Genomic DNA, 12,324 nt, shown 5'->3' with positions numbered 1-12,324 from the left:
GAATAAAAAAGGTCCGCATTGCGGACCTTTTGTTTATTTGCTAACAGCCAGATATTTTTCTTCTTACTTTTTAATGGCACTCTTAGGTCTAAAGACCTTAATCACCGCTTCATCAGTTTCAATATAAGGTCCACCGATGAGGTCAATGCAGTAAGGCACGGCAGCAAAGATACCAGGAACAATCGACTTGCCGTTCTCATCTTTAAGGCCTTCTAGGGTTTCGGCAATCGCTTTAGGTTGGCCGGGCAGGTTAATTACCAAAGCTGCGTGACTATCAATTTCTCTGAGAACGGCAGTTTGTCTGGACAAAATTGCGGTGGGTACAAAGTTCAAGCTAATTTGACGCATCTGCTCACCAAAACCGGGCATTTCGCGGGTTCCAGCGTCGCGGGTAGCCTCAGGGGTGACATCTCTTCTTGAGGGGCCTGTGCCGCCTGTTGTTAGCACTAGATCGCAACCTAGCTCATCCACCAGCTCAACAATGGTTTCCGTAATGACTTCAGATTCATCGGCAATCAAGCGTTCATGAAAGACACATGGATTAGTGATGGCTTTCATCAGCCAGGCTTGTAGTGCTGGGATGCCTTCATCTTGATATACGCCTTTACTGGCGCGATCCGAGATGGAAATGAGGCCAATTTTGACCTCATTTGGGCTATTTCGTTTTAGGGCTTCGGTATGCTTCATGTTTCTATTCTAGCTATTATTAGGGTATGTTTACATACACATCCAATCAGTTTCAAGAAATCATCGATTTCATGCTTAAAGAGGCCAAAAGAAGGGGTGCCTCAGATGCCGTTGCTGAGGTGTCAGAAGGCCAGGGCCTCTCTGTAACCGTTCGCAAGGGCGAGGTTGAGACCATTGAGCAAAGTCTAGATAAGCAAGTGGGCGTGACATTATTTTTGGGCCACCATCGTGGCAATGCTAGTACGAGTGACTTTTCTAAAGAGTCCCTGAAAGCAACGGTGGATGCCGCATTCCATATTGCTCAACACACGGCAAAAGATGTCTGCGCTGGTCCTGCAGAAGCTGAGCTCCTAGAAAAAAACCCATTAGATTTAGATTTGTTTCATCCATGGAAAATTGATGCAGCTGCGGCTGTTGAGATCGCGCGTTCTGCAGAAGGTGCGGCATTCGCTGTCAGTAAGCAAATACAAAATAGTGATGGCGCATCTGTATCTGCCCATCATGCGCATTTTATGATGGGTACGTCTCACGGTTTTATGGGTGGTTACCCATTCTCACGCCACTACATTTCTTGTGCGCCCATAGCAAGTGAGGGCGGCAAGAAAGCGCATATGCAGCGGGATGATTGGTATTCCAGTTCACGCATTCCTGAGGAGTTAGCTGATCCTGCTGCGATTGGTAAATATGCAGCGCAGCGAGCCCTATCACGCCTCAAGGCAAGATCATTGACTACTCGACGTTGTCCGGTAATCTTCGAAGCCCCATTAGCTGCAGGATTATTGGGGGGCTTGGTGCAAGCAGTTTCGGGTGGCGCTTTATATCGTCGCTCCAGCTTTTTGCTTGATAGCCTTGGTAAACAAGTCCTTCCAAAACATGTCAGCTTATTTGAAGACCCGCACTTAATGTCCATGACGGGTAGCGCTCCATTTGATGAAGAGGGTGTCAAAACATCCGCTCGTACTGTAGTAGACAAAGGGATGCTGGAAGGTTATTTCTTGTCAACCTATTCGGCCCGCAAATTAGGCATGAAGACTACCGGCAATGCCGGCGGCTCTCATCATCTGACTTTGCAGAGTAAAAAAACACCAAAGGGTGGTTTGCCTGCTTTGTTAAAAGAGATGGGTACTGGCTTGTTAGTCACTGAGCTAATGGGTCAGGGCGTCAATTATGTGACGGGTGATTATTCGCGCGGCGCATTTGGTTATTGGGTAGAAAATGGCGAGATTCAATACCCTGTTGAGGAAGTGACGATTGCCGGTAATTTGCGCGATATGCTGATGGATATTCAACTTATCGGTAGCGATACACTGATTCGTGGCACCAAGGAAACGGGGTCGATATTGCTAGGATCTATGACGGTTGGTGGAAAGTAAACTGAGTAAGCGTACGCAGTAGCTGGATAAATTAATACAGACTGATGATTTTTAAGAGGGAGACGAAGATGCAAAGACGTTCATTTTTAAAGAAAGCCACAATTGGTGCTGGTGCCGCAGCACTTGCAGCGCCATCGATCGCGCAAAGCTTGCCAACCTTGAATTGGCGCCTAGTATCGAGTTTTCCTAAATCATTAGATACTTTGTTTGGTACTCCTGAAGTGTTTGCGAATGCTTTGCGTAAAGCAACAGATGGCAAATTTAATGTCAAAGTATTTGCAGCTGGCGAAGTAGTACCTGCACTTCAAGTGTTAGATGCGGTACAAAACGGCACAGTTGAATGCGGACATACAGCGAGTTATTACTATCTTGGTAAGAATAGTGCGTTTATCTTTGATACAGCGGCTCCTTTTGGCATGACAGCTAGACAGCAGACGGCTTGGATGCTGCATGGCAATGGGATGAAGTTAATGCGTGAACTCTATGCTAGCTACAACATTGTCAATTTCCTCGGTGGTCAAACCGGTACACAAATGGGCGGTTGGTTTCGTAAAGAAATTAAATCTACAGAAGACTTAAAGGGTCTGAAATTCCGCATCGCAGGCTTTGCCGGGCAAGTACTCGCAAAACTGGGGGTTGTTCCACAGCAGTTGCCTGCTGGTGAGATTTATTCTGCTCTAGAAAAAGGAACCATTGATGCTGCAGAGTTTGTTGGTCCATACGACGATGAGAAGTTGGGCCTAGCCAAAGTGGCTAAAAATTATTATTACCCTGCTTTTTGGGAAGGTGCTGCCGGATTATCTTTCCTGGTGAATAAGAAGCAGTGGGATTCATTGCCACCGTCTTATCAAGCGGCATGGGAAGCAGCCTGTTTTGAGGCGCACACTGATATGTGCGCAAAGTATGATGCGCTCAATCCACCAGCATTACAACGTCTACTACAGAATGGGGCAGTACTCCGTAAGTTCAATACTTCGATCTTGGACGCCTGCTTTAAAGCGAGTCAAGAAACCTATGCGGAAGAGTCCGCAAAGAATCCACAATTCAAAAAGATTTTTGAAGACTATCGCGCCTTCAGAAACATGGAAGCTCAATGGTTTAATGTGGCTGAACAAGCATTTTCACAATACAGTTTTAATAAGAAACTTTGAAAAGAGTATCTTGCCGCGATGGGGCTCCTAGTGAGCCCTGTTTCTTTTTAAGGCGCCTACCTTTGTTGGTATCAAGCCATGTTTGATGTGATCCTACCTTCGATAATTCAATCGTTTCATGCACATTCATTCACATTTTTTGTGTTTGCAGTCATGAGCGTGATTATTGTTGGGATATCAAAGAGTGGCTTTGGAGCTGGGCTTGGTATTCTGTCGCTACCCTTGATGGCAAGTCAATCCAGTATTAATGAAGCACTGGCTATTTTGCTACCACTGCTGATTGCAATCGATTTAGTTGGTATGCGCAGATTTATTCGCAATGCTAATTGGCGGATTTTGAAAATTATTTCTCCACCAGCGATTGTGGGACTTTTATTGGGAATGGTTTTCTTTACTGCTATTACTCCGCAGGTTCTGACGCTCTCAATCGGTATTTTTACCTTACTCTTTTTAATTCAGAACCTAGCTATGTCGCGCATGGATATGCAAGAGACCAAGCCTTATCCCTGGCTTGGGCGCGCAATGGGGTTGATCTCTGGCTTTACTTCTTTTGTTGCGCATATCGGTGGGCCACCAATTACGGTCTACATGTTGAGAGAGAAGCTATTGCCAATGGCGTACACATCAACCTTGGGAATCTTTTTCACCATTATTAATTTTGGGAAGTTGGGGCCATATGCATATTTGGATCTGCTGAACTACCCGCAGCTAGCAACTTCCATCATCTTATTGCCTTGCGTGCCTATTGGCGTCTACTTTGGCTTCTATTTAGCAAAAAAAATCTCTATGAAATGGTATTACCGAACCGTAAGATTCTTTTTGCTGATTGCTAGTATTAAGTTGATTGCTGATGGGCTTATGTAGTTTTTAGAACTTGCTGTAAAAAGCGCGAGATATCCATGAGTTCTTCATGATTGACGGAGTGCTCCATTGGATATTCGTTCCAGTCAACTTGATATCCCATTGTTTCAAGCAGAGCATGAGATGCTTGTGCCCGATCCAGGGTCACTACTGGGTCATAAGTCCCGTGCGCCATAAAAATAGGGGTATTGGAATTGGCTGAATGCTTTTCTATATTGGCACTCATTGCAAGAGGCAAGTAACCTGACAAAGCGATGATGCCTGCCAACTTATGTGGAAAACGTAAACCAATATGTAAAGCCATCGCACAGCCTTGTGAAAAGCCCGCAATCACAATTTTGTCGTATGCAATGCCTCGGCTCGCTTCTTTATCAATGAGCTCGACAATGGATGCTGCTGATTTTTGAATACCTGCTGCATCTTCTTGATCCATGAGATTTCTGCCGATGATGTCGTACCAAGCTGGCATCACATAGCCACCATTGACGGTGACGGGCATACTGGGTGCACTAGGAAATACAAAGCGAATCCCTGGGCATCCGGTGAGTTTTAATTCAGGAATGATAGGAACGAAATCATTGCCATCGGCACCAAGGCCATGGAGCCAGATTACCGCTGCTGTTGGGTTTGGGCTGGTTTCTATTTCAATGCATGGGAGCATATTGATCTTCTCTCGATAAATTTAAATCGACAACTATCGACTCATATAAGCTTCTTCATTGTAGGTGGAAACCCAGTGTGGCCTGAAAATAAGCATGATTGCTAAAAGCATGCCAGACAAAGAACCTTCCATAAACGCAATAATAATTAGACCAAGTAACCAACCTTCAATATCTAGTTGACCCGCTTCTCCCATTAACATTTTGGCGACCAGCAAGAAAGTGCCAGACAGAATGACGCTCATAAACGCAGCCACATAGCCGTTTCCTAGAATGAGAACAAATAAATGCTTTGGTATGAAGCGTTGAATAATCTGTATGGATAGATAGGCAAAGAAAGTCGGCAATACGCAGACCATTAAGTAGTGCTGAGATGCTGCCTCATAATTTCCTTGAACTACATAGACCCCTAGAAATGCTACTGGAAATAATATGGAAAGAGCAATGGCTGGCCCAAACATTGCTGTTAATAATGAGGCTCCGTAAAAGTGAAAGATCAAGCCATAAAATTTTCCAGCAGGTTGGCCTGGAAGACTTGGTGAGATGTTCCAGGCGATTGCTAAAAACAGAATGACTGTAGGTGCCAGCCAGGTTAGGGGCGAGTTTTTGAATATATGGGGTGGGCTGGCAATGAATGCGCCCAGAAAAATAGCTACTGCAAGGCCTAACCAAATCATATTGTATTAAGTTGCTAAGATAGATAAAGACCTAGTCTAACCAAAGTAGAGATTAAGCCTATCGGCACTTTCACTAGGTGACGAGGGAGGGCTTAGCATCAGGCCTTTAATTGTGTACACAAACCACAGAATGCAGGTGTAAGATCATTCCATAGCTTGATCTTGATAGAAGGGTTTGTTATGCGACCGTTTTATATCGATTACCCACAAGAAAAAATTGAAGAGCACCAGCATGCTTATCGATGCCTTCATTGCAAAATCCCTACAACTACTATTTTTGGCTTACTCGAGAATCATGCTAAAGATTGCGCCTATCGAATAAACCAAGGTAGATGGGCTCAGCTAGAGGCAAGCCTCAAGCCAACCCAAAAACATTTTGATGAACCGCATATTGATGAGGTGGATTAATGAAGACATATCCTATTGCCCTTGAATTAACCGTATGGATGGAGCTTGGTCTAAATCAATATGAAGTGACGATTGATGAGGTTTCTAAGATTTCCATCAAGAGAACAGACGATGTGCTGCGAACAAGAGAGTTAACGGGAAATGAGGTCAGCACTTTAATTGCCGCCATTGAGTCTTTGAGGGTACCAGTTAGCGAAGAGCATAAGGAGAGTAGCAATAAACCCTCAACCAGTTATGAGTTAATTGTGGAGTCTGCTCATTTCTCCCTCGAATTTAATTGGGAGGATTTAGATTTAAGTGGAGCCAGTGCAAAAGCTTTCACTTCGGTTGCTGCTTTGACGTCAGTGGTAGAAAGTTTGGATTTGACCCATTGATTTCTTGGATTAGGCCTCCATCACAATAAATTCCCCTAGCGATACCTTCTCCCTAAATTGGGAGAAAGAGAAAAGGGCTTTAATTTTTCTGGTGTTAATTACTTCAATCTTTCCCTCTGGCGTGAGGTTAGCAAGATAGTCCCCTTCCGGAAACAGGGCTTCAGGAATGCTTTCAGTCTCGAGTATTTGGGCTGGCAATACCAGACTCTTTGTAATTTTGATACGCATGCTTTATCTTAAGTTTTAAAAATAGGAACGATATTTGAGTTTGCACAGTTTCAAAATCACATGCACCAAAAGAGGATTGCTCTTGATACCCTTGTGTAACAACTTGCACTGAAGCGGTGCAATATCTATTTGCCTGACTTTAGGCGGGCACTTTTACGTGTCTTTTCATAAAAGTCATTGGGCTTGCTTGCCACCCATTGAATAAATTTCTTCATCTCCGGATGCTCTCTTAGGATCTGGGCGTGATGGTACTGCTGGGCTAATTCAGATTCGGTAAATAAAGCGTGTATTTGCTTGTGGCAAATGCGGTGTAGATATTCAGTTATTTTGCCGCCCTTTGATTTGGGAACGAGATGATGTGCATCCCTCTGGGAGGCTGGGATTGGGCGGTCACAGATGGGGCAAATAATTTCCGGGGACTTTTGTACAACAGGCCGATCCAAGGCAATCAATTTTTGACGAATTTTTCCAATCATATGAGGGTTTTGGATGCGTTGTAGTGCAAAGTCATGGGCTCAAGCTAGTTTAGTAAATAAGTCTTAAACTTGCTGAGTGTCAAAATCCGCAACCCTTTCCGAACCTGATTTATCTCGCCTGATTGAAATGGCCTGGGAGGATCGCACCCCATTTGACGCTATTGAGAAAAGCTTTGGCCTTGGTGAGCCCCAAGTGATTGCCATTATGCGAAGAGAGCTCAAACGCAGCTCATTTGAGCTCTGGCGCAAAAGAGTGACTGGGCGAGCAACCAAACATAGTGCTTTGCGTAATGAAGATGTCACACGGGCTTATTGCCCAACGCAATATAAAAGTAAATGAAGCATCCTAAGCGCCTCATTTTGATCTTGGGTGATCAGCTCGATTTGCAGAGCTCTGCTCTGAGGGATCTCGATTCACAAGCAGATCAAATCATCATGATCGAGTCGGCTAACGAGGCGCAGTATGTTTGGTCGCATAAAGCCAAAATTGCCTTATTTCTATCTGCAATGCGTCACTTTGCAGTTGAGCTAGAAAAGCAGGGCTATCCACTCACTTATATTAAAAGTTCCCCACTGCCAATTGTTGAGGTTCTGAGAGAGCAAATCCTAAAAAATAAAGTGAAGCGCTTGGTTTGTATTGAGCCCGGCGAATGGCGTCTCAAGCAGGAGCTTGAGGCATTAGCTAAAGAACTTGGCATTGAATTAGAAATGCGGGAGGATGAGCATTTTTATTGTTCCCGCCAAGAGTTTGTAGAGTGGGCAGCAAATAAAAAAGAGTTCAGGCTGGAGTATTTCTATCGCCTGATGCGTAAGCGGCACAATATATTGGTGGACCGAGAGGGTAATCCTGATGGCGGGCAGTGGAACTTTGATCAAGATAACCGCAAGCCCTATCCTAAAAAAGGCCCCGGCATTATTGATGCTCCAGCATCATTTGCAGTAGATGCCATTACGCAAGAAGTGCTGAACTGGGTTCAAAAGACTTACCCAGATCATCCAGGGTCCCTGGAGTCATTTAATTGGGCTGTGACGAGGGAGCAAGCAGTCCAGGCTCTGGAATATTTTGTGGAATACCGCTTAAGAAACTTTGGCGTTTATCAAGATGCAATGTGGACGGATACGCCATTTGGATGGCACTCTATTTTATCGAGTGCATTAAATCTTAAGTTACTTAATCCTCGTGAAGTAGTAGACGCAGTTCTGCTTGCTTGGAAAGAGTATTCTCTTGACCTCTCGACGATCGAAGGCTTTATACGCCAGATACTTGGCTGGCGTGAATTCGTACGCGGTATGTATTACCTAGATATGCCAAAGATGGCGCAAGATAACTTCTATCGGCATGAGCGTTCACTACCAAAGTGGTACTGGACCGGGCAGACGCAAATGGCTTGCATGAAAGATGCGATTGGCCAAACCCTGCAATACGGGTATGCGCATCATATTCAGCGTTTAATGGTGACGGGTAACTTTGCACTCTTGGCAGAAATTCTGCCGCAGGAAGTATGTGAGTGGTATTTAGCAATTTATGTCGATGCGATCGAATGGGTTGAGCTTCCTAATACAGCAGGTATGGCTTTGTTTGCTAATGGGGGTCGATTTACAAGTAAGCCGTATATAGCCAGTGGTGCCTATATCAAGCGCATGAGTAACTATTGCGGCTCCTGCAAATATAAGCCTGAGGTACGCTATGGAGAAGAGGCGTGCCCAATCACCACTTTATATTGGAATTTTTTGATCAAGCATCGAGATCAGTTTGAGGCTAGCCCAAGAACGCGGCTAATGACGGCTAATCTGAAACGAATTGGTGATGAAGATCAAAAAGAAATTACGCTCCATGCTCAGAAAATATTAAACCAGCTTAATGACCTTTAAAAGCGATGACTAAGACATCATTCAAAGGAAATAAAAGTTTTCTCCCAAGCAAAGTTTGTGTTGTATGCAAAAAAGAAATGACCTGGAGAAAGTCTTGGGCAAAAAACTGGGAATCAGTAAAGTATTGTTCAGATGCCTGTAGAAACAAAAAAATTTCATAGGAACATCATTTAATGATTTTGTATTCCTATCGCAGATGCCCTTATGCAATGCGTGCTCGCATGGCCTTAAAGTACGCGAACATTGAGTTTGAACATCGTGAAATTGAGTTGCGCAATAAGCCTCAATCCATGTTGCTGGTGTCTCCCAAGGGTACGGTGCCAGTTCTTTGTATGGGTGACGAGGTTCTGGATCAAAGTGTCGATATTATGCGATGGGCTATCGATCAATCTGACCCTGCTGGATGGGGAAATGTTGATGATGCTATTGCACAAGCTTGGATTGAAAAAAATGATGGACCGTTTAAAGCCCTGCTTGATCAATATAAGTATCCTAATCGCTTTCCAGAGCTAAACCAAGAAGCGGTTTTAGAACAGGCGCTGCAAATTATGCTACTGCCCATGGAGCAATCCTTGCAAGCGACTCAATACTTGCTGGGCGATCAGATGACCTGGGTAGATATCGCGATCTTTCCCTTTGTGAGACAGTTTTCCATGGTGGATGTAAATCGATTTGAGCAATTGCCGATACCATCCACTAAAAGATGGTTGGCTCAACATCTTGAATCTGAATTATTTAATTCGGTTATGCACAAGCACCCAGTCTGGCGGGATTAGCTTGACTTAAGAGGGGTCTAAGGATTGCAGCGCTTGCATTTTGAGGGGTCTGCAAACCTCAGAACTTTCATTCCCTCAGTTTCTTGATAGCCACATTTAAGGCAGCTCCAGATTTTGGCTATTTCTTCATCTGTTGCTAGTCCACAGGCGTTGCATGGAAGCCCCCGTTTCACATCCGTAATCCAAAATCCGGGTGTACTGCATTCGGGACAGACTGAATTCATTTTATTTGCTAAATCAATCGCAGCTTTGCGTATGTTTTCCATGCGGGTTGGATTGGCAAACGCACGTAAATCATTTTCTACATACACAATACCCTTTGAAGACAGACCTTTCGCCCATTCAAAGGCGTCTTTCAGCTCCACTAAATCTTGAATCCCTTTTCTGGATTGGGGGTGATATTCATCGGTTGGCTTTACTACTAAATAATGCGAAGGAAAGAGTGCAGAATCGGCAAACTTTGCGAGCTCTTCCCAGTGGCTTATATAGCCATTCTCATTTTGTGCTGGACCACTAGAAAAACCAGTAATTTCTAACTGGTGCTGTTGATCTACTAGAACTATCAATTCATTATTCCAAGGCATGATGCCAGCGTAGGGATCATTAATAAACGCGCCTTCATTTGCCAAACCTAAGTCAAGCTTCAGTAACTCCATTCCGATAGCTGCCTTTTTTCTAGCGGCATCAAGCTGTGAGCCGTATCGAGGAGTTTCTTGTGTAAAGGTACCCAATAAATCAGTGTCATAGGCGTCTGTTTGTATTACAAAACAAGAGGCTTGAGTGCCGAGTACCTCAGCAATTACTTTTTCTTTACCATGCTTCGTTAAAAGACTAACTGACCGTTTAGAAAAGATGCCCATAGCTTATCTCGGTTACCTATAGAGAGCTTTTATAACAATTGGGTGGCAATCAGGGTGTAAAGCGGAATGCCTAAAATAATGTTGAACGGGAAAGTAATCCCCAAGGACATTCCCATATAGAGGGCAGGGTTCACTTCAGGTAAGGCATGACGTAAAACCGCTGGTACCGCAATATATGATGCGCTAGATGCCAGCACCATCAGCAATATAGTGTTGCCTAACGGGAGTCCAATTAATTTGCAGAGCGCAAGCGCTAATAGAGCATGTGATAGTGGTGAGCCAATTGCGTAGAGCAAAGTAATTGGTGGCTTACCTCTTAAGCCCTTGAAGTTTCTTGCAGCCATGAGTCCCATGTCTAGCAAGAAGAAAGCCAACATCCCCTTAAAGAGATCAATTGAAAAAGGGGCCATTAACTTTTGCCCTGAGTCTCCACTCACTAATGCCACCGCCATGGATCCCAGCAATAGTAGTTGCGCGCCATCGGTAAAGGACTCATGCAATATTTTAGAAATTCCAGCAGGCTCATGTTTAGCTGTTGAACCTGTTGCCATAGATGCTCTGGCTTTATTGGCAAGGACTATGGCCAAAATAATGGCAGGGGACTCCATGAGCGCCATCGCTGCTGCCATATGGCCGCCATAGGCAATATTGAACTGATCTAAATATTGTGTGGCGGTAATAAAGGTAACAGCGCTGACCGAACCATAGGTGGCGGCAATTGCAGCAGCATCAAATGCGCTGAGCTTTCTTCTTAAAATCCAGTAGCCAATAATAGGGATGATGACGGCAAGAAATACTGCCAAGCCTAATGAGAAAGCAATCTCAGCGGTAAACCCGGACTTATGAAGTGCAAAGCCGCCTTTCAGTCCCAGAGCCATTAATAAATAAAGCGATAGAAACCGAGAAATCTGCGGAGGAATTTCGAGGTTGGACTTTACGGATCCTGCAAATACACCAAAAATAAAAAATAGAATCGCAGGGTCTAGAAAATTAGTCATAGTTAATGAATCTATTGGTTTTGTTGCTTAATGATGGCCTGAACAAGAGGGTGCTGAATTTTCTTTTCTGAGCGAATGGCATAAAAGTATTCATATATGTCATCGCAACTACCCAGAAGTTCAATGCCATAGGTGTCCTTAAGATCTTTCTCGATTAACTTGCCCGCAGGAAAGACGCCCAGCCCACTAGCTGCAAAGGTCTTAAGTAAGGCGCTATCCTCAAACTCTCCCACAATATTAGGAAGGATGTCATGCTTTTTTAGCCACTGATCAATGAGTGGACGTACCGTGGAGTGTGCTGTAGGTAACAGAACGGGCAGATCTTTTAAGCAATCAGGAAAATTCGCTTTTGCCTTCTTGGCAAGTTGCTTAGGGGCATACCAAGCAATAACACTTTTTGTTAACTCTTCGCTGTAGACGTTCAGGTTTTTATTGCTTGGGGCAGGGCGATCGGCTAAGACGATATCTAATCGATGTAGCGCAAGGTCCGCTAATAAATCATCAAACTCACCTTCATGAGCAATCAATTGAACATCTTTGTGTTTCAGGATAGGCTCCAACATTTGTCTGGTAACAAATTTGGGAAGACCATCAGAAACACCAACAGTAATTTTGGTTCTAGGAGATTTGGCTGCATCGCGAACTGCTTCGGGTAGCTTCTCTCCGATAGAGAAAATTTGATCGGCAATTTCTAGGGCTGCAAACCCGGACTCTGTGAGGGCAATCCCTCGCCCAGCAGGTTTAAATAGCATGTAGCCCAGTGATTTCTCTAATTCATGTACTTGGGCGCTAATGGTTTGAATAGCCATATCCAGGCGCTCTGCCGCTTTAGACATGCTGCCCTCTTTGGCGACTACCCAGAAGTAGTAGAGGTGACGGTAATTATAGGTATTGGCCATATTCAGTTTTTTCCGAAATTACTAT

The 12,324-nt window shown here is 44.3% G+C and carries 17 protein-coding genes; 9 read left to right on the top strand and 8 right to left on the bottom strand.

The window, feature by feature from the left end; all coding sequences use genetic code 11:
* Positions 1 to 63: 63 nt before the first annotated feature.
* Positions 64 to 687 carry a molybdopterin adenylyltransferase gene (mog, locus tag ICN23_RS01835; RefSeq protein WP_216230660.1) on the bottom strand — a complete coding sequence of 208 codons (624 nt, stop codon included), beginning with the start codon at positions 685 to 687 and terminating at the stop codon, positions 64 to 66.
* A gap of 26 nt (positions 688 to 713) precedes the next feature.
* Between mog and pmbA the strand changes: the two genes are divergently transcribed.
* The 3 genes from pmbA to ICN23_RS01820 all read left to right on the top strand — a co-directional run bounded on the left by pmbA (position 714) and on the right by ICN23_RS01820 (position 4,075).
* Positions 714 to 2,060, top strand: coding sequence for a metalloprotease PmbA (gene pmbA / locus ICN23_RS01830; protein ID WP_216230659.1), 1,347 nt, complete (start codon positions 714 to 716; stop codon positions 2,058 to 2,060).
* A gap of 68 nt (positions 2,061 to 2,128) precedes the next feature.
* A complete protein-coding gene (locus ICN23_RS01825) occupies positions 2,129 to 3,211 on the top strand; it encodes a TRAP transporter substrate-binding protein (protein WP_216230658.1) in 1,083 nt (360 codons plus the stop codon).
* Between the two features lie 78 nt (positions 3,212 to 3,289).
* On the top strand, positions 3,290 to 4,075 hold the full coding sequence (locus ICN23_RS01820; protein ID WP_216230657.1) for a sulfite exporter TauE/SafE family protein: 786 nt from the start codon (positions 3,290 to 3,292) through the stop codon (positions 4,073 to 4,075).
* Here ICN23_RS01820 and ICN23_RS01815 read toward each other — a convergent pair.
* Positions 4,068 to 4,733, bottom strand: a complete 666-nt coding sequence (locus tag ICN23_RS01815) for an alpha/beta hydrolase (RefSeq protein WP_216230656.1) — start codon at positions 4,731 to 4,733, stop codon at positions 4,068 to 4,070. The genes ICN23_RS01820 and ICN23_RS01815 overlap by 8 nt on opposite strands.
* Positions 4,734 to 4,766: 33 nt before the next feature.
* Positions 4,767 to 5,408 carry a hypothetical protein gene (locus tag ICN23_RS01810; RefSeq protein ID WP_216230655.1) on the bottom strand — a complete coding sequence of 214 codons (642 nt, stop codon included), beginning with the start codon at positions 5,406 to 5,408 and terminating at the stop codon, positions 4,767 to 4,769.
* Positions 5,409 to 5,588: 180 nt separating this feature from the next.
* Here ICN23_RS01810 and ICN23_RS01805 point away from each other — a divergent pair, with 180 nt between their 5' ends.
* Both ICN23_RS01805 and ICN23_RS01800 read left to right on the top strand, forming a co-directional pair.
* Positions 5,589 to 5,816 (top strand): hypothetical protein, encoded by a 228-nt coding sequence (locus ICN23_RS01805; RefSeq protein WP_216230654.1) that lies wholly within the window; start codon positions 5,589 to 5,591, stop codon positions 5,814 to 5,816.
* Positions 5,816 to 6,190 carry a hypothetical protein gene (locus tag ICN23_RS01800; RefSeq protein WP_216230653.1) on the top strand — a complete coding sequence of 125 codons (375 nt, stop codon included), beginning with the start codon at positions 5,816 to 5,818 and terminating at the stop codon, positions 6,188 to 6,190. Before ICN23_RS01805 ends, ICN23_RS01800 begins: the two co-directional genes overlap by 1 nt.
* Before the next feature lie 9 nt (positions 6,191 to 6,199).
* Here ICN23_RS01800 and ICN23_RS01795 read toward each other — a convergent pair whose 3' ends face one another.
* Positions 6,200 to 6,418, bottom strand: coding sequence for a hypothetical protein (locus ICN23_RS01795; protein ID WP_216230652.1), 219 nt, complete (start codon positions 6,416 to 6,418; stop codon positions 6,200 to 6,202).
* 125 nt (positions 6,419 to 6,543) lie between these two features.
* The gene (locus ICN23_RS01790) at positions 6,544 to 6,894 is read right to left on the bottom strand and encodes an HNH endonuclease (RefSeq protein WP_216230651.1); all 351 of its coding nucleotides are present in this window, start codon (positions 6,892 to 6,894) and stop codon (positions 6,544 to 6,546) included.
* Between the two features lie 76 nt (positions 6,895 to 6,970).
* Here ICN23_RS01790 and ICN23_RS01785 point away from each other — a divergent pair, with 76 nt between their 5' ends.
* The 4 genes from ICN23_RS01785 to ICN23_RS01770 are packed head-to-tail and all read left to right on the top strand — an operon-like array spanning position 6,971 to position 9,542.
* Positions 6,971 to 7,234 (top strand): TIGR03643 family protein, encoded by a 264-nt coding sequence (locus ICN23_RS01785; RefSeq protein WP_216230650.1) that lies wholly within the window; start codon positions 6,971 to 6,973, stop codon positions 7,232 to 7,234.
* Entirely contained in the window at positions 7,231 to 8,766 is a 1,536-nt protein-coding gene (locus ICN23_RS01780) for a cryptochrome/photolyase family protein (protein WP_216230649.1), read from the top strand. Before ICN23_RS01785 ends, ICN23_RS01780 begins: the two co-directional genes overlap by 4 nt.
* A 5-nt stretch (positions 8,767 to 8,771) precedes the next feature.
* A complete protein-coding gene (locus ICN23_RS01775) occupies positions 8,772 to 8,927 on the top strand; it encodes a DUF2256 domain-containing protein (RefSeq protein WP_216230648.1) in 156 nt (51 codons plus the stop codon).
* Positions 8,928 to 8,939: 12 nt separating this feature from the next.
* Positions 8,940 to 9,542, top strand: coding sequence for a glutathione S-transferase (locus tag ICN23_RS01770; protein WP_216230647.1), 603 nt, complete (start codon positions 8,940 to 8,942; stop codon positions 9,540 to 9,542).
* Positions 9,543 to 9,559: 17 nt separating this feature from the next.
* Here ICN23_RS01770 and ICN23_RS01765 read toward each other — a convergent pair whose 3' ends face one another.
* The 3 genes from ICN23_RS01765 to ICN23_RS01755 are packed head-to-tail and all read right to left on the bottom strand — an operon-like array spanning position 9,560 to position 12,299.
* On the bottom strand, positions 9,560 to 10,402 hold the full coding sequence (locus ICN23_RS01765; RefSeq protein ID WP_216230646.1) for a DUF6671 family protein: 843 nt from the start codon (positions 10,400 to 10,402) through the stop codon (positions 9,560 to 9,562).
* A 29-nt stretch (positions 10,403 to 10,431) separates the two neighbouring features.
* Complete coding sequence (locus ICN23_RS01760) at positions 10,432 to 11,400, bottom strand: sodium-dependent bicarbonate transport family permease (protein WP_216230645.1); 969 nt, start codon at positions 11,398 to 11,400, stop codon at positions 10,432 to 10,434.
* A gap of 11 nt (positions 11,401 to 11,411) precedes the next feature.
* Entirely contained in the window at positions 11,412 to 12,299 is an 888-nt protein-coding gene (locus ICN23_RS01755) for a LysR family transcriptional regulator (protein WP_216230644.1), read from the bottom strand.
* Between the last annotated feature and the right edge of the window lie 25 nt (positions 12,300 to 12,324).

The organism is Polynucleobacter sp. MWH-Jannik1A5 (genome assembly GCF_018881795.1).
Taxonomy (GTDB): Bacteria; Pseudomonadota; Gammaproteobacteria; order Burkholderiales; family Burkholderiaceae; genus Polynucleobacter.
This window is presented reverse-complemented; position numbering and strand designations above follow the sequence as displayed.

What these genes read in the sequence shown, in the direction of transcription:
- mog (WP_216230660.1), bottom strand. Translation starts at nt 687, where the DNA reads ATGAAGCATACCGAAGCCCTAAAACGAAATAGCCCAAATGAGGTCAAA.
- pmbA (WP_216230659.1), top strand. Translation starts at nt 714, where the DNA reads ATGTTTACATACACATCCAATCAGTTTCAAGAAATCATCGATTTCATG.
- ICN23_RS01825 (WP_216230658.1), top strand. Translation starts at nt 2,129, where the DNA reads ATGCAAAGACGTTCATTTTTAAAGAAAGCCACAATTGGTGCTGGTGCC.
- ICN23_RS01820 (WP_216230657.1), top strand. Translation starts at nt 3,290, where the DNA reads ATGTTTGATGTGATCCTACCTTCGATAATTCAATCGTTTCATGCACAT.
- ICN23_RS01815 (WP_216230656.1), bottom strand. Translation starts at nt 4,733, where the DNA reads ATGCTCCCATGCATTGAAATAGAAACCAGCCCAAACCCAACAGCAGCG.
- ICN23_RS01810 (WP_216230655.1), bottom strand. Translation starts at nt 5,408, where the DNA reads ATGATTTGGTTAGGCCTTGCAGTAGCTATTTTTCTGGGCGCATTCATT.
- ICN23_RS01805 (WP_216230654.1), top strand. Translation starts at nt 5,589, where the DNA reads ATGCGACCGTTTTATATCGATTACCCACAAGAAAAAATTGAAGAGCAC.
- ICN23_RS01800 (WP_216230653.1), top strand. Translation starts at nt 5,816, where the DNA reads ATGAAGACATATCCTATTGCCCTTGAATTAACCGTATGGATGGAGCTT.
- ICN23_RS01795 (WP_216230652.1), bottom strand. Translation starts at nt 6,418, where the DNA reads ATGCGTATCAAAATTACAAAGAGTCTGGTATTGCCAGCCCAAATACTC.
- ICN23_RS01790 (WP_216230651.1), bottom strand. Translation starts at nt 6,894, where the DNA reads ATGATTGGAAAAATTCGTCAAAAATTGATTGCCTTGGATCGGCCTGTT.
- ICN23_RS01780 (WP_216230649.1), top strand. Translation starts at nt 7,231, where the DNA reads ATGAAGCATCCTAAGCGCCTCATTTTGATCTTGGGTGATCAGCTCGAT.
- ICN23_RS01775 (WP_216230648.1), top strand. Translation starts at nt 8,772, where the DNA reads ATGACTAAGACATCATTCAAAGGAAATAAAAGTTTTCTCCCAAGCAAA.
- ICN23_RS01770 (WP_216230647.1), top strand. Translation starts at nt 8,940, where the DNA reads ATGATTTTGTATTCCTATCGCAGATGCCCTTATGCAATGCGTGCTCGC.
- ICN23_RS01765 (WP_216230646.1), bottom strand. Translation starts at nt 10,402, where the DNA reads ATGGGCATCTTTTCTAAACGGTCAGTTAGTCTTTTAACGAAGCATGGT.
- ICN23_RS01760 (WP_216230645.1), bottom strand. Translation starts at nt 11,400, where the DNA reads ATGACTAATTTTCTAGACCCTGCGATTCTATTTTTTATTTTTGGTGTA.
- ICN23_RS01755 (WP_216230644.1), bottom strand. Translation starts at nt 12,299, where the DNA reads ATGGCCAATACCTATAATTACCGTCACCTCTACTACTTCTGGGTAGTC.